22 protein-coding genes, 1 other RNA gene and 1 other annotated feature are annotated in these 25,806 nt (G+C 48.7%); of the genes, 3 read left to right on the top strand and 20 right to left on the bottom strand.

The window, feature by feature from the left end; genetic code table 11:
• The 20 genes from I2G61_RS06910 to dnaA form a co-directional block, all read right to left on the bottom strand.
• Positions 1-630 carry a hypothetical protein gene (locus tag I2G61_RS06910; protein ID WP_195395494.1) on the bottom strand — a complete coding sequence of 210 codons (630 nt, stop codon included), beginning with the start codon at positions 628-630 and terminating at the stop codon, positions 1-3.
• On the bottom strand, positions 627-2,495 hold the full coding sequence (gene mnmG, locus I2G61_RS06905; protein WP_195395493.1) for a tRNA uridine-5-carboxymethylaminomethyl(34) synthesis enzyme MnmG: 1,869 nt from the start codon (positions 2,493-2,495) through the stop codon (positions 627-629). The genes I2G61_RS06910 and mnmG overlap by 4 nt, the downstream gene beginning before the upstream one ends.
• A 6-nt stretch (positions 2,496-2,501) precedes the next feature.
• The gene (locus I2G61_RS06900) at positions 2,502-3,452 is read right to left on the bottom strand and encodes a hypothetical protein (protein ID WP_072685165.1); all 951 of its coding nucleotides are present in this window, start codon (positions 3,450-3,452) and stop codon (positions 2,502-2,504) included.
• A 332-nt stretch (positions 3,453-3,784) separates the two neighbouring features.
• Complete coding sequence (locus I2G61_RS06895) at positions 3,785-5,452, bottom strand: formate--tetrahydrofolate ligase (RefSeq protein WP_072685166.1); 1,668 nt, start codon at positions 5,450-5,452, stop codon at positions 3,785-3,787.
• 16 nt (positions 5,453-5,468) lie between these two features.
• The gene (recR, locus tag I2G61_RS06890) at positions 5,469-6,062 is read right to left on the bottom strand and encodes a recombination mediator RecR (RefSeq protein ID WP_072685167.1); all 594 of its coding nucleotides are present in this window, start codon (positions 6,060-6,062) and stop codon (positions 5,469-5,471) included.
• 4 nt (positions 6,063-6,066) lie between these two features.
• Positions 6,067-6,375: a YbaB/EbfC family nucleoid-associated protein gene (locus I2G61_RS06885; RefSeq protein WP_072685168.1), complete on the bottom strand. Its 309-nt coding sequence runs from the start codon at positions 6,373-6,375 to the stop codon at positions 6,067-6,069.
• A 3-nt stretch (positions 6,376-6,378) separates the two neighbouring features.
• Positions 6,379-8,220 (bottom strand): DNA polymerase III subunit gamma/tau, encoded by a 1,842-nt coding sequence (dnaX, locus tag I2G61_RS06880; protein WP_072685169.1) that lies wholly within the window; start codon positions 8,218-8,220, stop codon positions 6,379-6,381.
• A 90-nt stretch (positions 8,221-8,310) separates the two neighbouring features.
• Positions 8,311-8,856 carry a tRNA adenosine(34) deaminase TadA gene (tadA, locus tag I2G61_RS06875; RefSeq protein ID WP_072685170.1) on the bottom strand — a complete coding sequence of 182 codons (546 nt, stop codon included), beginning with the start codon at positions 8,854-8,856 and terminating at the stop codon, positions 8,311-8,313.
• A gap of 16 nt (positions 8,857-8,872) precedes the next feature.
• An RNA gene (gene ffs / locus I2G61_RS06870) (signal recognition particle sRNA small type) lies at positions 8,873-8,970 on the bottom strand.
• Positions 8,971-9,155: 185 nt separating this feature from the next.
• Positions 9,156-9,455, bottom strand: coding sequence for a hypothetical protein (locus I2G61_RS06865; protein WP_072685171.1), 300 nt, complete (start codon positions 9,453-9,455; stop codon positions 9,156-9,158).
• A gap of 134 nt (positions 9,456-9,589) precedes the next feature.
• Positions 9,590-10,579 carry a C45 family autoproteolytic acyltransferase/hydolase gene (locus I2G61_RS06860; protein ID WP_195395491.1) on the bottom strand — a complete coding sequence of 330 codons (990 nt, stop codon included), beginning with the start codon at positions 10,577-10,579 and terminating at the stop codon, positions 9,590-9,592.
• Between the two features lie 185 nt (positions 10,580-10,764).
• On the bottom strand, positions 10,765-11,190 hold the full coding sequence (locus I2G61_RS06855; protein ID WP_195395490.1) for a GNAT family N-acetyltransferase: 426 nt from the start codon (positions 11,188-11,190) through the stop codon (positions 10,765-10,767).
• A 47-nt stretch (positions 11,191-11,237) separates the two neighbouring features.
• A complete protein-coding gene (gene serS / locus I2G61_RS06850) occupies positions 11,238-12,521 on the bottom strand; it encodes a serine--tRNA ligase (protein WP_072685174.1) in 1,284 nt (427 codons plus the stop codon).
• 38 nt (positions 12,522-12,559) lie between these two features.
• Positions 12,560-12,761: a binding site (T-box leader), on the bottom strand.
• 141 nt (positions 12,762-12,902) lie between these two features.
• Positions 12,903-13,880, bottom strand: a complete 978-nt coding sequence (locus tag I2G61_RS06845) for a helix-turn-helix transcriptional regulator (protein WP_072685175.1) — start codon at positions 13,878-13,880, stop codon at positions 12,903-12,905.
• Positions 13,881-14,164: 284 nt separating this feature from the next.
• Positions 14,165-16,726 carry a DNA gyrase subunit A gene (gene gyrA, locus I2G61_RS06840; RefSeq protein ID WP_072685176.1) on the bottom strand — a complete coding sequence of 854 codons (2,562 nt, stop codon included), beginning with the start codon at positions 16,724-16,726 and terminating at the stop codon, positions 14,165-14,167.
• Between the two features lie 12 nt (positions 16,727-16,738).
• Positions 16,739-18,667 carry a DNA topoisomerase (ATP-hydrolyzing) subunit B gene (gyrB, locus tag I2G61_RS06835; RefSeq protein WP_072685177.1) on the bottom strand — a complete coding sequence of 643 codons (1,929 nt, stop codon included), beginning with the start codon at positions 18,665-18,667 and terminating at the stop codon, positions 16,739-16,741.
• Between the two features lie 2 nt (positions 18,668-18,669).
• Entirely contained in the window at positions 18,670-19,776 is a 1,107-nt protein-coding gene (gene recF, locus I2G61_RS06830; protein WP_072685178.1) for a DNA replication/repair protein RecF, read from the bottom strand.
• The gene (gene yaaA / locus I2G61_RS06825) at positions 19,773-19,976 is read right to left on the bottom strand and encodes a S4 domain-containing protein YaaA (protein ID WP_072685179.1); all 204 of its coding nucleotides are present in this window, start codon (positions 19,974-19,976) and stop codon (positions 19,773-19,775) included. The genes recF and yaaA overlap by 4 nt, the downstream gene beginning before the upstream one ends.
• Positions 19,977-20,077: 101 nt before the next feature.
• The gene (dnaN, locus tag I2G61_RS06820; protein ID WP_072685180.1) at positions 20,078-21,199 is read right to left on the bottom strand and encodes a DNA polymerase III subunit beta; all 1,122 of its coding nucleotides are present in this window, start codon (positions 21,197-21,199) and stop codon (positions 20,078-20,080) included.
• Between the two features lie 146 nt (positions 21,200-21,345).
• Positions 21,346-22,722: a chromosomal replication initiator protein DnaA gene (dnaA, locus tag I2G61_RS06815; RefSeq protein WP_072685181.1), complete on the bottom strand. Its 1,377-nt coding sequence runs from the start codon at positions 22,720-22,722 to the stop codon at positions 21,346-21,348.
• Positions 22,723-23,233: 511 nt separating this feature from the next.
• On the opposite strand from dnaA, the gene I2G61_RS06810 reads away from it, so the two are divergent.
• The 3 genes from I2G61_RS06810 to I2G61_RS06800 all read left to right on the top strand — a co-directional run bounded on the left by I2G61_RS06810 (position 23,234) and on the right by I2G61_RS06800 (position 25,695).
• The gene (locus tag I2G61_RS06810) at positions 23,234-24,067 is read left to right on the top strand and encodes an HAD family hydrolase (RefSeq protein WP_072685183.1); all 834 of its coding nucleotides are present in this window, start codon (positions 23,234-23,236) and stop codon (positions 24,065-24,067) included.
• A complete protein-coding gene (locus tag I2G61_RS06805) occupies positions 24,061-24,828 on the top strand; it encodes a M15 family metallopeptidase (protein ID WP_083538604.1) in 768 nt (255 codons plus the stop codon). The genes I2G61_RS06810 and I2G61_RS06805 overlap by 7 nt, the downstream gene beginning before the upstream one ends.
• A 72-nt stretch (positions 24,829-24,900) precedes the next feature.
• Positions 24,901-25,695 (top strand): HAD family hydrolase, encoded by a 795-nt coding sequence (locus tag I2G61_RS06800; RefSeq protein WP_072685184.1) that lies wholly within the window; start codon positions 24,901-24,903, stop codon positions 25,693-25,695.
• Positions 25,696-25,806: the final 111 nt, after the last annotated feature.

The following is a 25,806-nucleotide window of genomic DNA, read 5'->3' as shown; positions in this document are numbered from 1 at the left end:
TCAGGCCGTCTTGCCGGTAATGAACTCGCTGTACGGCAGCGTTTCGATCCAGGCGCAGAAGGCCCGCCATTCCGGCAGCCGGTGCGTGCGGCGCTGCAGATAGATCGTTTTGAGCTGACGGTAGTTGGTCGTCATGCGAGCGGTAAGACGGAAGCCGCAGGGATTGGAATAGAGAATCTGCAAGTAGCGTTCGTTCAGCTCCGCCTGCAGCGTCTGCTTTTCCGCAGGATCTTCCGTTTCCTTCATCCGGGCCTGCAGGTCGTTGTAAGCCTGGACTTTTTCCTTCATGATCTGAACCATCCGCGGATCGACGTAATCAATATAGGCGCTGTCCAGATCAAATTTCGTAATCCGGTGCATCGTCGACTGACTCGATACGAAGTCGAGGAAATGGTAGCGCTCGGCTTCCACCCAGGCTTTGTTGGTCAGCGTCAGATCCATCTGCACGATGATGCCGTTCATAAAATTATCGTGGCCTTCGCCCTGCTTGCTGGTGGCGAGCTTGACGACGGTCGGGGTGACGTCCTCGCTGATCTTGCCCAGATCGGTCGCCATTGGGTATTTGCTTCCACGCACGCTTTCTTCCAAGCCGTAAACGTGGACGCGGGAAATTACTTCTTCATAGTTCATATTTTCTGTTCCTTTCTGTGACGTTGTTCCAGAACCATCGCGAGCATCGCAATGTCGGCCGGCGACACGCCGGAGATGCGGGAAGCCTGGCCCAGAGTGTGCGGCTGGATCGCCTTGAGCTTCTGGCGGCCTTCCAGCGAAAGATGCTGCACCTGATCGTAGTCCAGATCTTCCGGCAGGACCACATGATCCATCGCCATCATCTTCTCCGCTTCCTTGCGGGCTTTGTTGATATAGCCTTCATATTTCAGTTCGATTTCCGTCTGTGCGGCGGCAGCGGCGTCGAATTCAAAATCCAGCGCCGGTTTCAGCATCGCCACGGTGATGTGCGGCCGGCGGACGAGTTCCTCGGCGCTCACCCCATCGGTCAGCGCGGCATAGCCGACCGCTTCTAAAGCATCCTGAATCGGACTTTTCGGCGTCAGCCGGCAGGTCTTCAGCTGCTCCTTGAGTTGTTCAACCTGAGCACGGCGGCGTTGATAATCCTGCCAGCGTTGCTCGCTGATGCTGCCAAGTTTGTAGCCGTAGTGCATCAGGCGCTGATCGGCGTTGTCGTGGCGCAATAGCAGGCGGAATTCGGCCCGGGATGTCAACAGCCGGTAGGGTTCCTGCGTGCCTTTGGTGACCAGATCGTCGATCATCACGCCGATGTAGGCTTCATCCCGCCGCAGCACCAGCGGCGGTTGATTGCGCAGCTTGAGCACGGCGTTGATTCCGGCCATCAATCCCTGCGCGGCGGCTTCCTCATACCCGGATGTGCCGTTGATCTGACCGGCCGTAAACAGATTCTCCACAACCAGCGTTTCCAACGACGGTTTTAGCTGAAGGGGGTCGATCGCGTCATATTCGATTGCGTAGGCGTATTTGCGGATGACAGCGTGTTCCAGTCCCGGCAGTGAATGGACCATCTGTTCCTGCAGATCGCGCGGCAGCGAGGTGGAAAAGCCCTGGACATACGTGGTATCCAGTGATTCCGATTCCGGCTCCAGGAAGATCTGATGGCGCGGTTTATCGGAAAACCGCACGAGCTTGTCCTCAATCGAAGGACAATAGCGCGGGCCGACGCCTTTGACAACGCCGGAATACATGCTCGACTTTTTCAGATTCGTCAGAATCAGTTCATGGGTCTGGGGTGTCGTATAGGTCAGATAACAGAGCTTCTGATCTTCCGGTCGGCGGATGGTGCGGGTCGTCGTGGAAAAGGCGACGAACTGATCGGTGCCGGGCTGCGGTGTGGTCTTGGAAAAATCAATGGATTCCGTCAGCACCCGCGGCGGCGTTCCGGTCTTTAACCGGAAGGTTTTTAAGCCAGCCTGACGCAGCGATTCGGAGAGCTTGTTGGTGGTTGGTTCCCCATCCGGACCGCTGGGCGTCACTTCGCTGCTGATCATGACCGAGGAACTCATGTATGTGCCGGTGGTCAGAATAACAGCCCGGGCGTCTATTGTCTGACCGTCCTCCATGGTAATGCCGGTAATTTTCCCGTTTTCAACAAGGATCCCGGTACAGATTCCCAAAATCAGCTGCAGGTGCTCCTGATGCAGAATTTCTTCCTGCATCTGTCGGGCATAAGCAAGCTTATCCGACTGCACCCGCAGCGACTGCACCCCCGGGCCTTTGGTCGTATTTAACATCTTAAACTGCAAGGCTGTCTGATCGGCAGTGATGCCCATCTGACCGCCCAGCGCGTCGATCTCCCGGACGACGATGCCCTTGGCCGGGCCGCCGACGGAGGGATTGCACGGCATCTTGCCGATATTTTCCAAACTTAACGAAATCAGCGCCGTTTCGCATCCCAGACGAGCCGCGATCAGCGCCGCTTCAATTCCGGCATGGCCGCCGCCCACAACGATGACATCCAGCATGTTTGATCAAATCCTTTCTTCTCCCTGATTTAAAGCGTCGATGGCCCGCGTAACCTCATCAGGCAGCGGTTCTTCACCGACAATCTCAAAATGCAGCGGAATGTGATATTCGCTCCACCGGGAAAACTCCAGCTTCATCAGCGCGCAGTGGCCGATCAGATACTGCAGCTTCCGGTAGAAGTCTTTTGAAGTATAGACGAATGGGATCAGGATTTCAATCCTTTCACCCGTATAACAGACAAGTTCGGTTTTACTGCCCTTGATCAGCTCGATAATCTTTTTTTCTTCCGCTTTCTGATCCATCGTCTGACGGGCTAAGCGGCGCAGCCGCTTTTTCTCACTTTCGGTGTAGAAGGAGTCGCCGGCCTTTTCGATGATCTGCGACAGCTGGTGCTTGATCTGTTCTTCCTCGAGGTCGAAGTTCTGGCCGAGTGTCTCACTCATCGCTGCCATCCACATATCGACGCCGGTTTCCTTGGCTTTGTTCAGCACCTTGGAGGTCGCCTGCGGATCTTCCTTATCCAGATAGATATAGCTCTCCACTTTATTGGAGATGGCGACGCCAATCTCGCTTAAATAAATCGGCGCCTGAAAAAACACAACATCGGTGAGATACAGGCAATTCATCAGTTTTGGCATTTTCTTATTTTTGGAAACCTTGACGATCGCGTCATACAGTTCATCTTCGCTGGCATAGCCGTTTTCTGTGCCATAGACGTTCCACATCTGACGAAAACTGAGGGTATGGGCTTTTTGAAACCTACCGTAGCCCACAATTCCTTTCTCGCGATGACGTCCGCGCTCGCTGCCTTTGGCCAGAAAAAACAACAGGTCGCCCGGTTTGAAATCAGTAAATTTTTTGGAATTGCTGGGACGCCAGAAATTCATCTTCCGGTTTCCGTTCAGGCGATGAAATTCGATCATATTCCGGTCTGTAATGTATGCGATGGATGCCATGAAAACTCACCTCTATGCCTATTATTTTACCATTTTCCTGAGCCTGTGAAAAGAAAACAAAGTTGAACAAGCCCGGAAGTTGCAGGAATTTTTCAACGGTTTTCATATCCAGAAATCACAGATTCCTAAATATCCTGTTTTATTCTCATTTTAATCAATTTATTCGTGCCGCATTGCTTTGTAAAAAAGTTTAGATGAATATTATTCAAGTTCATTTGTTTGTTTTTGATGATCCTGGCAAAAAAAGATGAAGCTATTTTTAACGGCTTCATCTTGATTGAAATTCAATTTTATCCGAGGTTTCCGGTATTTCTGACCGCCTATTTTAAGACTTAGAAAATACCGTAGGAAATACCCTTTTCGTTGATCCCCATGTGCAGTGCTGCCGGATCCTTCGGCAGACCTGGCATCGTCATGATGTTTCCCGTCAAAACAACGACAAAGCCCGCGCCGGCGGAAATCCGCAGTTCCTGAACGTGAATATCAAACCCTGTCGGACGGCCGACGATTTTCGCGTCGTCTGTCAGAGAGTTCGGGGTTTTCGCCATGCAGACCGGCAGCTTATCCCAGCCTGCCCGTTTGTATTCTTCCAGCTGAGCTTTAGCCCGATCGCTGAAGATGACAGACCGCCCGCCGTAAATCTTTCGAACGATCGTGTCGATCTTTTCTTCCAGTGACAGATCGAGATCGTATAACGGTTCAAATTTGGAGTCTTCTTCACACATTCTGACAACTTCCTGCGCCAGATCGACAGCGCCCGCTCCGCCGCTGGCCCAGGCGTCGGATAAGACAACGCGGTGGCCATTGTCTTTGCACCAATTCAGAATCGCATTGACTTCCGCCTGCGTATCGGCGCTGAACTTGTTGATCGCGACGATATACGGCACGCGGTACTGCCTGATGGATTCGATATGCTTTTCCAGATTTTTAATTCCTTCCAGAATTGCCGGAACATTCTCTTCTTTCAGCTGATCTGCCGGCACGCCGCCATGCAGCTTCAGCGCTCTGGCCGTTGCGACAATGACGACGGCGTTCGGTTTCAGTTCGCCGTAGCGGCATTTGATATCAAAGAATTTTTCGGCCCCCAAATCTGCGCCGAAGCCTGCTTCAGTAACAACATAGTCTGAAAGCTTCAGTGCCATGCGGGTCGCGATCAGACTGTTGCATCCATGCGCGATATTCGCAAACGGACCGCCGTGGATGAATACCGGCGTTTTTTCCAGAGTCTGAACCAGATTTGGTTTCAGCGCTTCCTTCATCACCAGCGTGACCGCGCCTTCGACCTTGAGATCGCCGACCGTGACCGGCTGATCGTCATAGGTATAGGCAACGACCGCCCGGCTGACGCGTTTTTCAAAGTCCTGCAGGTCTTTGGACAGACACATGATCGCCATGATCTCCGTTGCCACGGTGATGATGAATCCATCTTTGCGTTCTACGCCGTTTGTTTTTTTATCCTGAGCGATCGTTATGCTGCGCAGCGTCCGATCGTTCATATCCAGACAGCGCTTCCAGACGACCTTCGTCGGATCAATGTTCAATTCGTTCCCCTGATAGATGTGATTATCCAGCACCGCGCTGATCAGATTGTTTGCCGCGGTGATCGCATGCATATCGCCGGTAAAATGCAGGTTGATTTCCTCCATCGGCACCACCTGGGCATATCCGCCGCCGGTCGCACCGCCCTTTAAACCGAAAACCGGGCCCAGAGAAGGCTCACGCAGACAGCCGATGACCATTTTGTTGATCTGAGCCAGACCGTCGACTAAGCCGATCGTCGTTGTCGACTTGCCCTCGCCGGCTTTGGTCGGATTGATCGCCGTGACCAGAATCAGCTTGCCGTTGCGGTTATCCGCAATCTTGTCCATGATTTTCAAATCGATCTTCGCTTTGTTTTTGCCGTACACTTCAAGGTAATCAGAATCAATCTTGGCCTTTCTTGCAATTTTTTCAATATTGTCCATCGTGTTTTCCTGTGCGATTTGTAAATCTGTTTTCATGTTAATCCCTTCTCTCTTATTTAAGACTTTTGCGTCCTTCGAACGCTTTGATCAGCGTCAGTTCGTCGGCATAGTCCAGATGGCCGCCCATAGGCAGACCGTGCGCGATGCGGGTGACAAGCACCCCTTTTCCGGAAAGCAGCTTGTCCAGATACAGCGCTGTGGTTTCACCTTCGATTGTGGCGTTGGTGGCGATGATCACTTCTTCAGTTTCCGGGCTGATTCGCTCCAGCAGCGCGTCGATATTCAGATCTTCCGGCATGATTCCCCTGGATGTGGAAATCAAACCGTTGAGGACATGGTAAACGCCGGCGTATTCCTGCATTTTTTCCATGGCGATCACGTCCTTCGGCGACTGCACGACGCAGATCATCCGCGGATTGCGATTTTCATTCTGACAGATCGGACATTCGTCCTGATCGCTGATGTTGCCGCAGATCCGACAGCGCTTGATGTCATTCTTGCAGCTGATTAACGCCTGAGCGAACAACTCAACTTGTTCCTGCGGCGCATCGAGCATCATAAAGGCGTAGCGTTCGGCTGTCTTGGCGCCGACGCCCGGCAGCAGCTGAAAGCATTCGATCAGTCGTTCAAATGACTTCGGATACATGCAATCAGAAAGCTCCCGGCATCTTGACGCCCTGCGTGATTTTATTCATCCGTTCTTCTTTATCTTTTACCGCGGCGGCCAGGGCTGCGTTCACCGCGATCATCACAGTATCCTGAAGCATCTCTTTGGAGTCTGCGGACAACAGATCTTCGCTGATCTCAATGCCGGTAACTTCCATCTTTCCTGTCAGCGTCACCTTTACCGCATCGCCGCCAGCTGTGGCCGTGTATTCTGTCGCTTCAATCTCTTTTTCTACCTTACCGATCTGATTCTGCATCTGCTGCGCCTGTTTTAATAAATGTTGAATGTTCATTTGTTATTCCTCCTCGATGATTTCGACATTTTCGGCTCCGAACAAATCGCACAGTTTTTCAACCACGTCCTGTTCTGGTTCCGTTTTCTCTGTTTTTCCGACTTCCTCGTCAATTTCTACCGGTGCGACCTGAGCCGGTTCCGGCAGTGTTCCGCTGCGCGAGCGGGCGAGGAAATCGTTCGTTTCTATTTTAAACTGTTCCTGCGTAATCGCAAAGAGTTGTTTTTTGATTTTCAAGCTTTCATAACAGAATTGATTGATCTGCGATTTCATTGCCGGATCGTTGATCTGATTGGCCAGCGCCTGATAGGATACGCAGATCAGGATATAGTTTTCTCCGCATGCAACAATTTTCCCATTGCGCAGCAGATTGGCAATCCGCGCACAGTTGAGATCACGGTCACGGCACTTCTGATCAATCAGTTTCCACTGACTTTCATCTTTCATCCGCATTTCTTTATTCGCGCCGGCCAGAAGCTGCATGACAAATTCATAATCCAGCGGCAGAATTTCGAACTCCGGATGGACCTCCGCCGGTTTTTCCTGAACAACGCTTATGTTTTCTTCCGGCGGCGTCGGTATGGACGGCGCTATTTCTATCGGCGGTGCTTCTTCCGTCAGATCGGCTTCCTCGTCTGTTCCCTCAGGCATGTTCGAAATTTCAATCTGCGGTTTAGCCGGGGACGCCGGCGCCGGAGCGGGTTTTACCGGCGCTGCGGCCGGTTGGGTATAAACGGTCTGAACCGGTGCGGCCGGGCGTTGGCTTGAATCCAGTTCAGCCATCATTTTCAATACCGCGACTTCAAAATACGATGCGGCGCTGCTTGCGGTCCGGTATTTTTCCAGAGTTTCCATCAGAATGTCAATCAGCGCTAATAACTCGCGCGAACTTTTGCCGCTGATGATCGTATTGGCTTCTTCTTCGTTAATCTTATTTAAAAGAGTCACGTCCTGCGTATAGATGAAAATTACGCATTCCTTCAAAATTTCGATGAAATCGGAGGTCAGACGTTTAATATCGACGCCTTTTTCATTAAGCGTGCGGATTTTTTCCAATAACAGCTGAGCTTGATGCTGAAAAATCCATTGCAGCATCTCAATTTTCTCACTCACTGTCGTAATTCCATAGATTTCATTGACATGTGCGGCGGTGATATGATTTTGAGCATAGGCGATACATTGATCCATAATGCTCAAAGCGTCGCGCATTCCGCCGTCAGCCAGTTGGGCAACCAGACGCAGCGCTTCATCGTCGCATTCAATATGTTCCTGTTCCAGAACACTGCGGACACGGGCCATGATTTCATTCTGACTTACTTTTGAAAAATCATAGCGCTGGCAGCGTGAAATAATGGTCGGAAGCACCTTCTGCGGTTCTGTCGTCGCCAGAATGAAGATGACGTGAGACGGAGGTTCTTCCAAAGTTTTTAACAGCGCGTTGAAGGCGCCGGAGGACATCATGTGAACTTCGTCGATAATATAAACTTTATAGCGTCCTTCCAATGGGGCATATTTTACTTTTTCAATGAGTTCCCGGACTTCGTCGACGCCGTTGTTGGATGCAGCGTCAATTTCCACGATATCGGGATGATTTCCCTGTTGGATTGCCAGACAGCTGCGGCATTGATTGCACGGTGCATTCTGTTGATCCTCGCAATTCACCGCTTTGGCCAACAGCTTGGCAATGGTCGTCTTCCCGGTCCCGCGGGGACCGCAGAACAAATATGCATGGGCGATTTTATTTTGCTTTACTGCGTTTTTCAGCGTCGTGACAATGTGCTGCTGACCTACGACTTCTTCAAAGGAGGATGGTCGATAGGTTCGATATAGTGCTTTATAACTCATGCCTGATTCCTCCTTCGCTGACTTACTTATTATAACAAAAATGAGTCGTCATTAAAATGAAAACCCATCTTTTTACGATATTCGTTTCTGTTATTTTCTGGCGTTTTCGCTGGCCTGTTCCGGATGGGAAAAATCTTTTGATTTTTCTTCTTTCAGGCCCTTTTTCTTGGCCCTTTTTTGTTTAAAGAACGTTTTTAACAGGGCTGCGCAATCCTCGCCAAGCACGTCTTTCGTCACTTCGGGATAGTGATTGAATCCTGGGATATCATAAAGGTTAAAACAGGTTCCAACACTGCCGCCTTTGGGATCCGCAGCGCCGTAAACCACCCGGGCAATGCGCGACTGAAGAATGGCTCCGGCACACATCGGACATGGTTCCAGCGTCACATAGAGAATACAGTTTTCCAGCCGCCAGGAATTCATTTTCCGGCAGCCTTTCTCAATAGCGATGATTTCCGCATGAGCCAGCGCAGACTGCTTCTTTTCGCGCAGATTATGTCCCCGGGCAATGATCTTTCCCTCATGGACAAGCACCGCTCCAATGGGAACTTCGTCGATCAACTCTGCTTTTTTTGCTTCTTTGATCGCCTGACGCATGAAATACTCATCATTTTTATCTTGTTTGTTCTCTGCCATGTTTTGAACCTCGATTCAAGAAAATAAAAAGGGTACACACAAACAGAGATTCTTATGGCTGCTACCTTCCGGTCCTGACCAGGTTCAAATATGTTTGTTGTACCGTTTATTATTATACTCAATCCTTGCTTAAACCGCAAGTGACTGTCTGTCTTTTTTGACACAAACTCTTTTCAAGTCTTAATGAGGAAATTATGAATGTTTCACGTGAAACACTCCAGATGAATTCAAAGAAATATCCTGTTGTTTAATAAACCATGACACATCTATCGGCTTCTTATGATTGTTCTTGTTGGGTTTTAGTTTCTTACAACGCGGATGACTTTTCCCAATCCGACAGCTTCTCTTCCTTCCATGATCTGAAACATTTGACCTTTCCTCACCTGATCATAGTGACTGTCCTGAAAAGTGAATTGGATTTTCGCTGTCGACCATGTTTCAAATTCTGATATGGAACAATCAATAAATGTTATACCCCAGTATTCATCCGGATTCTGCCCTTCAAATAAAGCATCAGGCCGATATCCAATGACAGGCAGATGTCGGCGCTTACTGGAATAAAAGAACACTTCTGACAGGATGACTTTGTTATCTTCCATAAGTATACCTTTCCTTTGTTATAAACTAAAAAGTTCGTATTGTTTTTAATTTAACTTTGTTTTACAAAACAATTTACACAGAAAGCGATTGAACAAAGCGCAATCTTTTAAATGTCTTCATCTTTATTTTGAGATTATAAACCAGTTTTTATTGTCTGATAACCCTCTCTTGATGGATTGCCATCGCAAAACTGGATTTTATCATCATTGAGATCATAGATCACAGACCAGACTGTATCTCCGCCGCGTCGACGGTCATATTGACATAAAAATCCTTGTTTTCCTTTTAATACCTCTTTTAAATATTCCATACTCAGCACATTTTGATGTTGAAAAGCTTTCTGACACGTTTTTAATCGCAGCCCTGATTCCATATCATCAATATTTTCTGGATTAGCTGGTTTCATGGCGTCGCTGACAAACTGATTTACTGAATATAAGATGGAATGAGATTGAATAATCTCGATATGCTGCGCACTGCATTCGACAACCGCTTTGTTGCCTGTGCTGTCAGCCATCGTTAAGATCTGAGATGAGCCGATCTTCATTTTCTTTAGCCTGGTAATTGCTTCATTTACGTTTGCACAGTGTTCTAATAAGATCCTGACGATCATTCCGGCGTTTAAACCAAAATGCTTTTGTGCGCTGTATACGAAAGTCAGCCCAACTGCGAGTCCTTTTTCATTCATGCCGTCTTCCATTTCAACAAAACCTGTTGTGTTTCCTGTAAAAGCATAGCCTGACGCAGGTTTAATTACGCAATGACTATACATTGGCTGCATCGCAGTCAAAAAATCACTGTTTCTTCCTAATAAGAGATGCCCGCGGTGATCTAATCCTGTAATGCAGGTACAGAAATTCATCGCCGTATAAACATACATGCTTAACAAGAATTGAGTCAGTACCTCCGCATCACATCCATTTCCTTGCGCCACTCCTTCAATTTCTTCCAGAATCGCCGGATAATCAGATTTATACAGGAATTTTACTGATTCACTGTATTCTTTTCGTTCTTTCGTTCCGGGAGGCAACGTTGCGGACAGATTAACGCCCAGTTCTGCAAAATATTTTCCATATTGAAAACCAATCTCTCGTGGAGTTCCAACTAAGTTTAAATTGTTCATCTTCTATTTTCTCCTGATTTCAGGAGCTGGCGCCAACCCCACAATTAGGATAACTGAATAAAAATTACTTGTCTATGCTTAAATTTTATTCTTAATTTTCTTTTTCCTTTTTCAAAGCTCACCTGTTTAATCTTATGTTTCACGTGAAACATTTGATATGGCTGTTATTATTTGATGTTACTCAATTACATTCTTTTCCACTGCATAAGAAGCTCAATTTCGCCTGTTTTCTGATCCATAAGCCGTTCACCAATAACAAAGCCTTCCTTAAGATAAAATTGCAACGCTCTTTGATTCTTTTGATATACGCTCAGCGTCAATTCTTCATTTCCTGTCTTAGCCCATTCGATTAAAGAATGTCCAATCCCTCTTGATTGAAAATCAGAACTTACAAATAAACCTTCAATTCTTGTTTCATTCATTCCAATGAAACCGACGATATGTCCATCAATTTCCGCGACTTGAATAAGACTGTGAGGGAGCATTTTTCTCACTTCTTCTTTATTCTCCTTCCAATAATCTGATTCAATAAAAGAATGAGCCTGAATATTGCTTTCCAACCAGATCTTAACAACATAATCAAGATCGTCTGTTCTCATAGTTCTTAACATATTTCCTCCAAAGTAATGAAAAAGGAGAGTTATCTCCCCTTTTCATACTATTTCTTCTCGATTTTTGTCTTTCCGCCCATATACATTCTTAACGGTTCAGGAATATTCACCGTTCCGTCAGCGTTTAAATTGTTTTCCAGGAAAGCAATCAGCATTCTTGGCGGAGCTACGACTGTGTTATTCAGCGTATGGGCAAAATACTTCCCTTCCTTGCCCTGAACACGAATGCCTAATCGGCGAGCCTGCGCATCGCCCAGATTAGAGCAGCTGCCTACTTCAAAATACTTCTTCTGACGCGGAGACCAGGCTTCTACGTCGCAGCTCTTTACTTTCAGATCTGCCAGGTCGCCAGAGCAGCATTCCAGCGTTCTGACAGGAATATCCAGTGAACGGAAGAAATCGACCGAGTTCTTCCACAGCTGATCATACCAGTATTTTGAGTCTTCCGGCTTGCAGACAACGATCATTTCCTGCTTTTCGAACTGATGAATTCGATAAACGCCGCGTTCTTCAATGCCATGCGCACCCACTTCTTTACGGAAGCATGGGGAATAAGACGTCAGCGTCTGCGGAAGCTGTTCTTCATCAATAATCGTATCAATGAACTTGCCAATCATGGAATGTTCGCTGGTACCAATCAAATACAGGTCTTCCCCTTCAATTTTATACATCATGTTTTCCATTTCCGCAAAGCTCATGACGCCTGTGACCACGTCGCTGCGGATCATAAATGGCGGGATGTAGTAGGTAAAGCCACGGTCGATCATGAAATCCCGCGCATAGGACAAAATTGCAGAATGCAGACGGGCAATATCGCCTTTTAAATAGTAGAAACCATTTCCACTCGTTTTTCTGGCACTGTCCAGATCAATTCCATCAAACGACTCCATGATCTCCGTATGATAAGGAATCTCAAAATCAGGAACGACAGGCTCGCCGAATTTTTCAATTTCCACGTTTTCACTGTCATCTTTGCCAATCGGGACTGTTTCATCAATGATATTCGGCAGCACAAGCATAATCTTTTTGATCTCCGCTGCTAATTCTTCTTCCTTCACTTCCAAATCAGCCAGCTGCCTTGCAATATTGGCAACCTCTTTCTTTGCTTCTTCCGCTTTTTCTTTTAAGCCCTGCTTCATAAAGCCGCCGATCTGCTTACTGATGGCATTCCGCTGTCCCCGCAGACTATCGCCGTCGGTTTTCGCCTTCCGGAACTGACGATCCAATTCGACCACCTTATCGACTAATTCCAATTTTTGATTCTGAAACTTCTTTTTAATGTTTTCTTTGACTACTTCTGGATTTGTACGCAACAAATTGATGTCCAGCATGACTATTTCCTCCTTTTAACATAAAAAAGGCCCGCCCACTCAGGGACGATGCCTCGTGTTGCCACCCTAATTACCAATGTTTCACGTGAAACATCAGTCACTTGAATCGTTAACGGCGATAACCGGAAAGGTTCACTTTCACTCCGAGGTGGATTTCAGCACGGATTGACAACAGTTTTCACCAACCACTGTTTCTCTAAAGAAAATCATGTACTTACTTATCCTCATCTACGTTTTAACACCTTCATTTTAATCAAGCCCCATTTTTTTGTCAATGGATAAAACGAAACCAACGTAATTCCGATTTCATTCCTTCTTCAGTTTGACCCGAAAGAAAGAAAATAAACGAGAAATTGAGATATTGAATCCGCAAAACGAAAATTAATCTGAAAACTTACGAACTGGGCGGATATATTTCCAGCACCGCTCAGGATTAAAATAGAAATAAATTAACCGTCCTGGAGTCGTTGTATCATAACCATATCCAGTGTCTTTGAAATCAAAATCAGCCATCGCCTTCTCAACTTTTTCCTCAACGCTGCGATTTTCCTGTTCATAATCAAACGGGCCATGCTCAAAAACGAGGTATTCGCCCTCAGGAATTTCTGTCAGCTGCATCCCTGTGGGAATTTCTCCTTGATACTCGTTGGGAAGCCGGACTCCGTAACACTCTGTACGGGGGAAGCCCCAGTCGCATAGCCGTCCTGACGGATCATTACGATAAGCCATAATCTGACCTCCGCCGCTGTTCGCTTCGCTTCCGCCCTCATCATCTAATTTTCCTTTGATACTGTCGAGCAATCCGCAAATCGTTGCCTGATCCTGACCTGGAATCTGATTTTGTTTCTGCCAGAAATCCCAGTATCCGTTACTCTCTTTATTTTCAACATACAAAAATTGATGAGCTGGAATCGTAACGAAATAAATTTTTAAAGCTTCTGATGACTTAACCATACCAATCTCTCCTTGTCCAAAAAAGTAGCGATCAAAAGGATTGATTTTCGTACGTAAAATAACTGGCACAGGATGTCTCCGATAATCGCTGGGCGTTATGCCATACAAGTTTTTAAACGCCCGGGTAAAGGCTTCATGGGAAGAAAAGCCATAATCCAGAGCGATTTCCAGGATTCCTTTCTCACTGTCACGGACTTCCTTTAAAGCAAAGGCCAGTTTCCGCCGGCGCAGATAATCCCGAAACACCATTCCCGATATTGCCTTAAATTTTCGCGCTGTATAAAACTCGGAATAGCCCAGCTGATCGGCCAAAGCATTCAAGGTCAGAAATTCGTCCTGATGCGCTTTGATACTCTCGTCAATCACATTAACGACGTACTGAATCTGTTTTTGCCATTCAAGCATAAATCTTTCCTCCTTTCGCTGCTTACTTTGCAATTATAGGCCACCCCCTGCTTCGCCGCTTGATCAGACTTGCCTTTTTCGTTTTTCACTTTCAGGAATTGAAGATCTTGATTTCAGCTTGAATATTATTCTTATTAAAATTGAGAACGCTTTTCTTCTCAGTTACATCCTATTCTTTATCCTGTTCTAAAAATTATTAAAGTGAATGTGAATTCCGAAAAAAAGCTATAATCTTAATCGACTATAGCTTTTTCATTACTTTTTAAAACCAGTTCTATTTCAGTCTATTCCTGAATCTCAGATTCAGATGCGTCCCCTTGAACTTCGCTGCTCTGATCCCCGGTTTCATCCGTTTCTACCGTTGAATTCAGTTCGCTGTTTCCGGCTTCGCCCTCTGTTTCCTCATCGTCTTCCGACTTGTAAACGATGGCAACCGTGGAAACACTCTGGCTGTCTTCTACGGAAATCAACTTTACACCCTGCGTATTCCGGCTGTATACCGAAACCTTTTCCAAACTGATTCGAATGACGATTCCTTCGTTGGTCATAATCAGGCAGTCTTCATCGCCGTTGACCGCGCGTAAGAAGACTAACGGTCCGTTCTTATCGGTAACCTGAACGGTCTTTACCCCCTTGCCGCCGCGGTTGGTCATTCGGTAATCCTCCAGCTTGGATTTCTTACCATACCCCTTTTCCGTAACGGACAGGATATACTGACCTTCAAAGTCGGTCGTCATGCCGATAACCCGGCTGCCGTTGACATTGAAGCCCTTGACGCCGGTTGCGGTCCGGCCCATCGGACGGACGTCGGTTTCATCGAAGCGAATTGCCTGTCCATTCGCCGCCGCAATCAGAATCTGACTGCTGCCGGTCGTCGGTTTCGCGCTGATCAGCTCGTCGCCCTCGCGCAGATTGATCGCAATCTTACCCGATTGCCGGATATTTTCGAATTCTTCAATCGGGACACGTTTGACAATGCCCTGCGCTGTGACAAAGAACAGGAACTTCGCCGGAGAATTCTCGCGTTCTACCGGTACCATTGCCAGTACCTTTTCATCCTTGTCCAGATTCAACAGGTTGACGATTGGAATGCCCTTGGAAGTCCGGGAAGCCAGCGGGACCTGATAGCCCTTGATCCGGTACACCTTGCCCTGATTCGTAAACATCAAAAGGTAATCGTGCGTCATCATCGTCAGGAACTGATCGACGATATCATCCTCATGCATGCTCATGCCCTTGATACCCTTGCCGCCGCGATTCTGCAGCCGGTAGGTATCGACCGGAATCCGCTTGACATAGCCGTTGACCGTCATCGTGATCACGACGTCTTCCTGCGGAATCAGATCTTCATCCTGCATATCAATTTCAGCGTCGATGATTTCGGAACGACGCTTGTCGTTGTACTTTTCTTTAATCTCCGTCAATTCCGAACGGATGATTTCCAAAACGCGGCTGTGATTGTTCAGAATATCCTTTAAATCGGTAATCTGCGCCATCAAACCGTCATACTCTTCTTCAATTTTCTGCCGTTCCAAGCCGGTCAACCGTCTGAACTGCATATCCAGGATCGCCTTCGCCTGAATTTCGCTCAGGCCGAAGTTTTCCATCAACCCGTTCATCGCAATGGATGTGTCCTTGGAACTGCGAATCAGGCTGATGATGGCATCAATGTGATCCAGCGCAATCTTCAAGCCTTCCAAGATATGCGCACGGTCTTCCGCTTTCTTCAATTCAAAGCGTGTCCGGCGCACCGTGACGTCGATCTGGTGATCAAGATAGCATTTTAAAACATCCTTCAATCCCAGCTGCTGCGGGGCGTTGTCGACCAGAACGATCATATTTACGCCGAACGACGTCTGCAGCGAGGTCATGCGGTACAGCTGGTTTAAGATAACGTCGCTCTGGACGTCCTTACGCAGTTCGATCACGATGCGGATGCCTTCCATGTTGGATTCATCGCGCAGATCAGTAATGCCCTCAATAATCTTCTCACGGACCAGACTGGCGATCTTTTCAACCAGCGCCGCCTTGTTGACGACATATGGAATTTCCGTTACGATGATCTGTTTCTTGCCGTTAGGCATATCCTCAACCTTGACCTTAGACCGGATCATGATGGATCCGCGGCCGGTTTCATAGGCCTGCTTGATGCCCGCACGGCCTAAGATATACCCGCCTGTCGGGAAATCCGGACCGCTGATGTAATCTTCCATCAGTTCCATGACCGTGATATCCGGGTTCTCCATCAACGCAATGACAGCGTCGATCGTTTCTCCGAGGTTATGCGGCGGAATATTGGTCGCCATGCCGACCGCGATGCCGGTTGTCCCGTTGACTAACAAGTTCGGGAAGCGGCAAGGCAGAACCACCGGTTCGTGTTCCTCGCCGTCGTAGTTATCCATCCAGTCGACAGTATCTTTATTGATATCGCGCAGCAGCTCCATCGAAATCTTGGACATGCGCGCTTCGGTATATCGCATAGCCGCCGCTCCATCGCCGTCAACCGAGCCGAAGTTGCCATGGCCGTCGACTAACGGATAACGATAGCTGAAATCCTGAGCCATTCGGACCATCGTTTCATAAACCGCGGTATCCCCATGCGGGTGATATTTACCGATAACTTCACCGACGATACGCGCCGATTTCTTATGCGGCTTATCCGCAACGATGCCCAGATCGTTCATCGCGTACAGAATGCGGCGGTGGACCGGCTTCATTCCATCCCGGACATCCGGCAGCGCTCGCGCCACGATAACGGACATGGAGTAATCCAGAAAGGATGTCCGCATTTCACTGGAAATATTCGTTGTTTTTATATTTCCGTGATTAAAGTTGTTCTCATCCATCGACGATCCTCCTTAAATATCCAAATTCTTCACGAAATGGGCGTTTTCCTGAATAAAGTTGCGGCGCGGTTCGACTTCGTCGCCCATCAGCATCGAGAACACGGCGTCCGCATCCATCGCGTCTTCAATCGTCACCTGAATCAGGGTTCTGACTTCCGGATCCATTGTCGTTTCCCACAGCTGTTCCGGATTCATTTCACCCAAGCCTTTGTAACGCTGAATATTCAGCCGGTCGCCCAGCTCAGCTTTGACATGATTCAATTCGTCGTCCGAGTAGGCATAACGAACCTGTTGGCCCTTCTGAATCTTATACAGCGGCGGCTGCGCAATGTAGACGAATCCGCCTTCAACCACCGGCCGCAAATAACGATACAGGAATGTTAACAGCAGCGTGCGGATATGTGCGCCGTCGACATCGGCATCGGTCATGATGACAATTTTATGATAGCGCAGCTTCGTCACGTCGACTTCCTCGCCGACCCCCGCGCCGAAGGCGGTGATCATCGAACGGATTTCGTTGTTGTCAAAAATACGGTGCAAACGGGCTTTTTCAACGTTTAAAATCTTACCCCGCAGCGGCAGGATCGCCTGAAACTTGGAATTTCTTCCCTGTTTCGCGCTTCCGCCGGCGGAGTCCCCTTCCACCAGGTAAATTTCGCAGATTTCAGCATTCTTACTGGAACAGTCAGCCAGTTTTCCCGGCAGTGAACTGATTTCCAGCGCGCTTTTCCGACGTGTCAGTTCACGGGCTTTTTTCGCCGCCAAACGTGCTTTGGAGGCCAGCTGCGCTTTTTCGATGATCAGCTTCGCGCTGTTCGGATTTTCCAATAAGAACCGTTCCAGCTGTTCGCCCAGAATGTTGGAAACGATCTTGCGCACTTCGACGTTGCCCAGCTTGGTTTTTGTCTGGCCTTCATACTGCGGATCCGGATGCTTGACGGAAATGATCGCGGTCAGCCCTTCGCGCACATCGTCGCTCTGCAGCCCTTCCTCGTCCTTTTTCAACAAGCCCGCCTCCTTGGCGTAGTTGTTTAACGTGCGGTTGAGCGCCAGCTTGAAGCCTTCCTCGTGCGTGCCGCCCTCGCCGGTATTGATGTTGTTGCAGAATGAATACACATTAGGCACATAGCCGTCATTGTACTGCATCGCAATTTCAACCTGGATGCCGTCCTGCTCGCCTTCCACGTAAATGATTTCTTCGTGGATCGGCGTCTTGTTTTTATTTAAAAACGCGATGTATTCCTTCAAGCCGCCCTCATACAAAAACGTATGCGTCCGCTTGACTTCATCTTCCATTCTCTCGTCCGTAAACAACAGCTTAATGCCCTTGTTTAAGAAGGCGATCTGGCGCAGCCGGTCATATAACACGTCGTGGTTGTAAGCGACGGTTTCCGTAAAGATCGTCGAATCCGCTTTGAAACGGACTAAACTGCCATGCTTATCCGGATCGCAGGTCCCGATCTGCTTCAGCGGCGCAACCGCCTTGCCGCCGTTTTCGAAGCGGATAAAGAAGACCTTGCCTTCCTTGTAGACCGTGACCTCCAGCCATTCGCTCAGCGCGTTGACGACGGAAGCGCCGACGCCGTGCAGACCGCCGGAGACTTTATACGCTCCGCCGCCGAACTTGCCGCCGGCGTGCAGAACAGTGAAAATCGTTTCTACCGTTGAAATTCCCGTCTTTTCATGAATTTCAACCGGCATGCCGCGGCCGTTATCCTCGACCGTGACGATATTTTCAGGATCGACAGTGACTTCAATATCCGTCGCATACCCGGCCAGCGCCTCGTCGATCGAGTTGTCGACGATTTCCCAGACCAGATGATGCAGGCCCTTTTCCGAAGTCGAACCGATATACATGCCAGGCCGTTTTCGGACCGCCTCTAACCCCTCCAGCACTTGAATATCATGCGAGGTATAAGAATGCTCTACTGGTTTTTCCATATTCAATTCATGTCCTCCTTCCAAGGTCGTATCTGACCGCTGTCTATTTCTGCAATTTTAACTTTTCGCGACAGAAACGGAAGCAGATCCGCAATTTCCGTCGTCGTAATAAACGTTTGGATTTCCGGGGAAATCAAAGAAAAAAGGTTTACCCTTTTTTGTTGATCCAGCTCCGACAACACGTCGTCCAAAAGCAATACCGGCAGTTCGTGAAGCTGATCTGCAATGAAGTCGATCAGCGACAGTTTCCACGCCAGTACAATCATTCTCCGCTGACCCTGGGAAGCATAGCTCAACACATCCCGTCCGTTGAGCTGAAAGCTCAGATCGTCGCGGTGAACGCCGCTGGACGTCGTCTTCAAAATCCGGTCGCGCTCGCGGTTTTCCAACAATTTGCGGCTGATTTCTTCCCGCATCGCCGCCGGCCCGGTTTGTTCCGTGATCGTATGGTAGGCCGCCCTGACCTGCGCTTCTTCTTCGGCCAGCGTGCTGTACATCCGGCTTAAACTTTCATTCATCCTGGCGATGAATTGCCGCCGCATCGTGATGATTGTCAGCTGCTGCTCGATCATCTGCTGATCCAGAACCTCCAGCATCGCGTTGTCGACGTGTTCGCGTTTCAAAAGGCTGTTGCGTTCTTTTAAAAGCTTCATCATCGCGCTCAGCGCCTGCATGTACCGCGGCGAAACCTTGCCGATCTCCACGTCCATCAACCGTCTTCGTACCTTCGGCGGCGCTTCAAAAAGCTCCAAATCCGAAGGCGCAAACAGCACCGCGTTGAGCTTGCCGATGAATTCGCTGGATCGGGATATCGGCTTCTGATGGATCATCAGCGTTTTTCCTTTTCCGTGAATCACCGCCGACAGCACCATCTCCGGCTCAGTATCCAGCCGGCATTCCGCCTTGCAGAAGTCCTGGCCTTCCCGGATCATATCCTGATCCCGCACAGCCCGGTGAGATCGTGTCGTCGAAAGCAGTACGATGCTTTCCAGAAGATTGGTTTTGCCCTGCGCGTTTTTCCCGATGATCACATTCATGTGCGGATCCGGGATAAACTGGCAGGAATCATAGTTTCTGAAATTTTTCAGGCGGATCTGATTGATCTTCATCGTTCGATCGTATAACGCTTATCCTCGATCCTGATTTCATCACCGGGATAAAGCTTGCGGCCGCGCCGGTCTTCTTTTTCACCGTTGACCGTAATCTTGAGTTCTTTCACTGCCAGCTTTGCTTCGCCCCCGGAGGAGATCCAGTCCGTCATTTTCAGCAGCTGCCCCAAGGTAATGAATTCCGTATCGATTTTGATCATTGTCAGAGTCCTTTCCTGCCTGTGGCCTATCGTATAGATTATACCACAAAAGCAAGCAAAAAGCACCGTCTGGGTGCTTTTATTTCGTGTTTCAGAAAGATTTAAGAATAGGTTCTGACCGGCAGAACCAGCTGCAGAATCGAGTCATCGTCAGTGTTGCGGATGACGAAGGGTTTCATCTCGCCGCTGAACAGAATTTTGATCGTCGTTGCGGATAAAACGCGGATCGCTTCAAACACATATTTGCCGCTGAATGAGATTTCAAGCGGATTGCCTTCATAGCCAAGGATGTTTAAATTTTCAACCGATGAACCGACTTCCTGTGATTTGCTGGAAATGACGACTTCCTCGCTGTTGGCACTCAGCTTGACGATGGAAATGCCTTCATTTTTGATGAACGACGCACGGTCGATCGCATTGAGCATGTCGCGGGAATCCACGGTCAGCTCATGCGCGAATTCTGTCGGAATTAAACGGGCGGTTTCCGGATAGGCGCCGTCGATCAGACGGGTCTGAATCACGGTTTCACCAATCCAGAACTGCGCTTTCTTATCCGAGACGGCGATCAGCACGCTGCTGTCCTGAGCGATCGTCTTGGACACTTCATTTAAGCTCTTGGCCGGGATGGTAATGTTAAAGTTGTTTTCGGAGGTCAGATCGACGATCTTGCGGGCCAAGCGGTAGCTGTCGGTAGCGACGCATTCCAGCCGCTTGCCGCTGCACTTCATGTTGACGCCGGTTAAGACCGGGCGGGTTTCCCGATCACTGGTCGCAAACGTCGTCTGGCTGATGACCTTTAATAAGACGTCGGCATCCATTTCAAACTGCTGACCCGGGCGGGTAAAGTCGATCGCCGGATAGTCCAGGGCGCGCATCCCGTTGATCCGGAATTCTGCCGACATCCCGCTGATCTTGGTCAGCGAACCGTCGACGATTTCCAGTTCGATTTCGTCGGCGTCGATCTTTCTGACGATTTCGAGGATATATTTGGCTTCAATCACAATCGAACCGGTTTCTTTGACGATCAGATTGGTTTCTTCATCGCTGCCATTTAATGTGGTCTGGATGGAGATATCGGAATCACTGCCGGTCAGTACGATGGAATCCTGATTCACTTCAATTTTGATGCCGGATAACGCTGGTAATGGCGAGTTGGAAGAAATCGCTCTGGATACGGTATTGAGGGCAGAGTAGAAAACTCGCTTGGAGATTTTGAAATTCATGGTGTACCTCCCTTGTGTTTTTATTAAGTATTCAAGTTCAACATCATTAGGACTGTGGAAAAGTGGATAACGTTTCAAAAAGCCTTATATTACAGGTCTATTTTATCACTTTTGACGGCGGAAATAAAGTGGAAAGCAGTGGTTAACTATTTGACCTGCATGAGCTTCTCCAGCTCGCCGACTGCCTGCCGGTAGGTCTCGTCGTTCTTTAACCCCTTCTCAACTTTCTCGCAGGCGCTCATCACCGTCGAGTGATCACGCTTGCCGAATTCATCGCCGATTTTCACGTAAGGCATGTCGAGATGCTTGCGGCACAGATACATCGCCATGTGCCGGGCGGTCGCGATGTTTTTCGTGCGCGTTTTGGAGACCAGCTGCAGTTTGGTCAGGCCATAGTAATCGGCGACGCAGCGGATGATCTTGGAGGCGGTCAGATCGTTTTTATCAATCGTCTGGGCCTGGCCGCGGAACGCGGAAACCGCCGTTTTGAAATCGATCCGGGTGCTGTTGGAGAAGTTGATTGAATAGAATAATAAACGGTTGAGCGCGCCTTCCAGCTTGCGCACATCCTGCGAAAAATTCGAAGCGATGTATGCCAGCACATCGTCGTCGATGATCGCCGGATCGACGCTCTGCTTTTCCAGCTTGACCTTTAAGATCGCAACGGACGTTTCAAATTCCGGCGAGTCGACGCCGACGGACAACCCGGAAGAGAAACGGCTGATCAGGCGTTCTTCCAGTCCTTTGATCTCGGTCGGATGGCGGTCGGAGGTCAGGCAGATCTGCTTCTTGTTGTTGACCAGTTCGTTAAAGATGTAGAAGAACGTTTCATGGCTCTTTTCCTTGCCGGCCAGAAACTGGATGTCGTCGACCAACAGGACGTCCAGATCGTTCATTTCTTCTTTGAATTCCTGAATCTGGCCGTTTTTGATGGAATTGACGACGGCGTTGACGAAGTCTTCGCTGGTCGTGTAGTAGACTTTTTTGTCCGGCGCATGGGCGCTGACGTAGTTGCCGATCGCGTTTAACAAATGCGTCTTGCCTAACCCGGAATTGCCGTAGATGAACAGCGGGTTGAAAAACTGTCCGGGATTGTAGGCACAGGCCAGCGCTGCGGAGTGGCTTTCGCGGTTGCTTCCCCCGACTACGAAATTGTCAAAAGTGTAATCCGGGATCAGGTTGGTCGTGTTCAATCCAGTGATCGCCGGCGCTTTCTTTTTCGCCGCCATCGGCCGGATTTTCTGCAGCTGGCTTTCCATGATAATCTCGCAGCTGATCTTCCGTTCCTGAACTTCGCTGATCGCTTCTTCAACGATCTCTTTGTTCTGCATCATAATCGTTTGCTGGATATACCCGGGCACGACGACCAGAGCTTTCTTTTCATCAAGGTCCATCAGCTTGGAATCGGAAAAAAACTGATTAAAGATCAGATTGTCCAGTTTTTCCTGCTGTTTCCCCTTTTCCAAGATCAGCGTCAGGGTTCGTTTCCAGATATCGGATAAGTAAGAATCCATTACTGTCATTTTTTATACAACTCCCATTCGTGGATAAGTTTCCATAGCACTACTAGTTTAGCTAATTTATCAGCATTTTTCCACGATGATTTTCTTCCAAAAAAAGTTTTCCACAGGATAAGTGTCCTTAAATCGGTGTTTATTGTTTGTTTATGCCGGGTTATCCACTGTAATCCACATCTTTTCCATTGTGGAGAAAGTGGGGAAAAGTGGACATGGATAACTTTTTTGGGGAAAATGGGGATAAAACCGGTGGAACATAAAGTTATCAATAGTTTATCCATATCAAAATAGCCTTTTATAAAAGTCTTTTTGACATAATCCACCATTATCCACAACTGTGGATAACTATTGAATGTGGAATGCGGAGAAGGCGTGGATAAAGAATTATCCAACCGCGGGAAAACCCCGAAAATCCGCGGGTTGGACAGAAGCTGCGGTTTTTCCTGTGGATATCTTGGGATTTGCTTACCATTGCCGCGATGGTATAATTACAATACGATAAAGTGAGGATTAAAAAATGATACGTTTGATCTTTTGCGACGTGGACGGAACGCTGGTTCAGGATAACGAGCAGGGGGAATACACGATTTCGGTGGAAAACCTCCGGGAAATCAACAAGACGGTGAACTCCGGCGTGCATTTCGCGCTGGCGACGGGGCGTCCCGCCGACTTTGTTCCGCGGACTTATGGCCGGCAGTTCAGCTTTGATACGGTCGCCTATTCCGGCGCTTACGTCACATCGCGCCAGAAGCTGATTTACGAAAGTGTATTTACGCTGGAAGAAGCGCGGCATGTCCATGCTTTGTTGGAAAATCAGCCGGCGGAACTGTTGTGCATCACGAATCAGAATGATTATTGCTTTGCGGATCGGAAACCGGAATACATCGACGAATTTTCCGATCCGGACAATGTGCCGGACCATCGGGAAATCCTGCCGTGGACACTTGCGGAGCTGAGCCATCGCAAACCTGAAATAACCTTTGTTTCGCTGGTGATTCTTTGCCATCAGCCGGAAACGTTAGCGCTGCTGGCCAGACAGGCTGCGCGATTGGGCTATGATCCGGTCATGACCCGCCATGATGGATACTCGATGATGAAACCCGGCGTCAACAAGGCCAGCGGAATTCAGAAGATCGCCGCGCTCGACCATGTGCCGCTGTATGAGATCGCCGTTTTAGGGGATTCTATCAATGATCTGGAAATGTTTGAATTGATTGAAGAAAGCTACGCGATGGAAAAAAGCAATCCGGAAATCCTGGCGCGGGCTAAATATATTGTGCCCGACGTTGCCGCGGCGCTGCGCCGGATTCAGGAGAAAAACCGCGAAGAACAGGAGATGAGCAAGTGTTGAAAATAACGAAAATACTGATTGCCCTGATGCTGGTCATGACGATCGGCGGTTGTGGAAAAAAGGCAAAGACGCCGGCCGAGGATCATTCTGCCCCTGCCGAAACGACCTCGCCGCAGCCAACTGATGCACCGGAGGAGACTCCGGCGTCGGGCAAGGAGGATGGGGAAGGAGATATTCTTATGGAAGTTCCAGATCTGACCAGTCTTGAAAGCATTACGCTGATCGTCAACAAGCAGCGTCCCTTAGGCAAAGATTATGAACCGGCCGACCTTGTGAAACCAGATGTGCCGCTGGCCAAGTCCTCCGTCACGCTGCGTCAGGAGGCGGCGGACGCGATGAAAATCATGTTTGACGCCGCAAAAGAAGACGGCATTTCTTTAATGATCGGCAGCGGCTACCGTTCTTATGATTATCAGAAAAATCTGTATAACAACTATGTCGCCCGCGACGGCGAGGAAGAAGCCAGCCGCTATTCCGCCAAACCAGGCCAGAGCGAGCACCAGACCGGACTGGCCGCCGATTTATCCGGAACGAACGGCAGCTGTTATCTCAAAGGCTGTTTCAAGGATACCGACGAAGGCGTCTGGCTGAAAGAAAACGCCTGGAAATACGGCTTCATCCTGCGCTATCCGGAAGGCAAGGAAGAAATCACCGGTTATATCTTCGAACCGTGGCATTACCGCTATTTCGGCACGGAAGAAGCGCAGAAAATCTATGAAAGCGGTTTAACCGTAGAAGAATATTACAATTTACTGGATTAGGCTTTTCAATTTCTAATTCATCTTCTATAATGGGGCTGTTTTTGAGCCAATGAAGAAGATGAAGGAGCAGCGATGAAGAAAAAATGTCTCTTTTTTGATATTGACGGTACGCTGGTGGATGAACAGACGCACCAGATTCCGCAAAGTACGATTGAAGCCCTGCACACGGCCCGGCGCAACGGCAGCGTTGTATTTATCAACACCGGCCGGCCCTATTCCCACGTTTCAGCGAGGATCAAAGCTTTGAATTTTGACGGCTACTGCTGCGGCTGCGGTACGGAAATTCTGGTTCAGGGAAAACCCCTCTACCGTCATCAGATTCCACAAACCGTCTGCCAGCAGATCAAGGAAAAAGCCGACGCGTGCCGGATCGACGTATTCGGTGAAAATACGCCGACCTGTTACGTCAGCCTGGGACATGTGGAGAACGGTTTTGTGAAGTCGATGGAGATTCTGCACAGCGAAGGCTTCAACAACATTGTTCCCTGGATTGACCACCGCTCCGAATTCGTAAAGTTCTGCATCGCTTATGATCAGCGCAGCGATCTGGAAGACTTCAAACATTTTTTGAAGCAGAAAGAATTTGCGTTTATCGACCGTTTCGACGGATTCGCGGAGATTGTCCCTCAGGCTTGCAGCAAAGCAACGGCGATTGACGTCGTGCGGGAAAAATACAATGTTGATCTGCAGGACTGCTACGTCTTCGGCGACAGCACGAACGATCTGCCCATGCTCAAACATGTGCCGCACAGCGTTTTAATGGGTAACGGTACGCCTTCCCTGCAGCCTGTCGTTGAAAAGGTCACGGCCCCGATCGATCAGGATGGCATTGCGAAAGCACTGAAAGAATACGGCTTGATCGGCTGAATTGATATAAAAAAGCAGAAACCTTCCGGCTTGCAAGATGTCGGAAGGTTTTATTCGTGTGCCGGGCATGGCATACATCTAGTTGGTGAAAATCCAACCACGGGTATTTAC

The organism is Holdemania sp. 1001095H_141210_F2, assembly GCF_015558105.1.
GTDB lineage: Bacteria > Bacillota_I > Bacilli_A > Erysipelotrichales > Erysipelotrichaceae > Holdemania.
Note: the sequence above shows the minus strand (reverse complement) of the source record. Positions and strands in the feature narration are given on the sequence as shown.

Bases quoted from the DNA above. Each gene is read 5' to 3' on its own strand.
- I2G61_RS06910 (WP_195395494.1), bottom strand. From the start codon at position 630: ATGAACTATGAAGAAGTAATTTCCCGCGTCCACGTTTACGGCTTGGAA.
- mnmG (WP_195395493.1), bottom strand. From the start codon at position 2,495: ATGCTGGATGTCATCGTTGTGGGCGGCGGCCATGCCGGAATTGAAGCG.
- I2G61_RS06900 (WP_072685165.1), bottom strand. From the start codon at position 3,452: ATGGCATCCATCGCATACATTACAGACCGGAATATGATCGAATTTCAT.
- I2G61_RS06895 (WP_072685166.1), bottom strand. From the start codon at position 5,452: ATGAAAACAGATTTACAAATCGCACAGGAAAACACGATGGACAATATT.
- recR (WP_072685167.1), bottom strand. From the start codon at position 6,062: ATGTATCCGAAGTCATTTGAACGACTGATCGAATGCTTTCAGCTGCTG.
- I2G61_RS06885 (WP_072685168.1), bottom strand. From the start codon at position 6,375: ATGAACATTCAACATTTATTAAAACAGGCGCAGCAGATGCAGAATCAG.
- dnaX (WP_072685169.1), bottom strand. From the start codon at position 8,220: ATGAGTTATAAAGCACTATATCGAACCTATCGACCATCCTCCTTTGAA.
- tadA (WP_072685170.1), bottom strand. From the start codon at position 8,856: ATGGCAGAGAACAAACAAGATAAAAATGATGAGTATTTCATGCGTCAG.
- I2G61_RS06865 (WP_072685171.1), bottom strand. From the start codon at position 9,455: ATGGAAGATAACAAAGTCATCCTGTCAGAAGTGTTCTTTTATTCCAGT.
- I2G61_RS06860 (WP_195395491.1), bottom strand. From the start codon at position 10,579: ATGAACAATTTAAACTTAGTTGGAACTCCACGAGAGATTGGTTTTCAA.
- I2G61_RS06855 (WP_195395490.1), bottom strand. From the start codon at position 11,190: ATGTTAAGAACTATGAGAACAGACGATCTTGATTATGTTGTTAAGATC.
- serS (WP_072685174.1), bottom strand. From the start codon at position 12,521: ATGCTGGACATCAATTTGTTGCGTACAAATCCAGAAGTAGTCAAAGAA.
- I2G61_RS06845 (WP_072685175.1), bottom strand. From the start codon at position 13,880: ATGCTTGAATGGCAAAAACAGATTCAGTACGTCGTTAATGTGATTGAC.
- gyrA (WP_072685176.1), bottom strand. From the start codon at position 16,726: ATGGATGAGAACAACTTTAATCACGGAAATATAAAAACAACGAATATT.
- gyrB (WP_072685177.1), bottom strand. From the start codon at position 18,667: ATGGAAAAACCAGTAGAGCATTCTTATACCTCGCATGATATTCAAGTG.
- recF (WP_072685178.1), bottom strand. From the start codon at position 19,776: ATGAAGATCAATCAGATCCGCCTGAAAAATTTCAGAAACTATGATTCC.
- yaaA (WP_072685179.1), bottom strand. From the start codon at position 19,976: ATGATCAAAATCGATACGGAATTCATTACCTTGGGGCAGCTGCTGAAA.
- dnaN (WP_072685180.1), bottom strand. From the start codon at position 21,199: ATGAATTTCAAAATCTCCAAGCGAGTTTTCTACTCTGCCCTCAATACC.
- dnaA (WP_072685181.1), bottom strand. From the start codon at position 22,722: ATGACAGTAATGGATTCTTACTTATCCGATATCTGGAAACGAACCCTG.
- I2G61_RS06810 (WP_072685183.1), top strand. From the start codon at position 23,234: ATGATACGTTTGATCTTTTGCGACGTGGACGGAACGCTGGTTCAGGAT.
- I2G61_RS06800 (WP_072685184.1), top strand. From the start codon at position 24,901: ATGAAGAAAAAATGTCTCTTTTTTGATATTGACGGTACGCTGGTGGAT.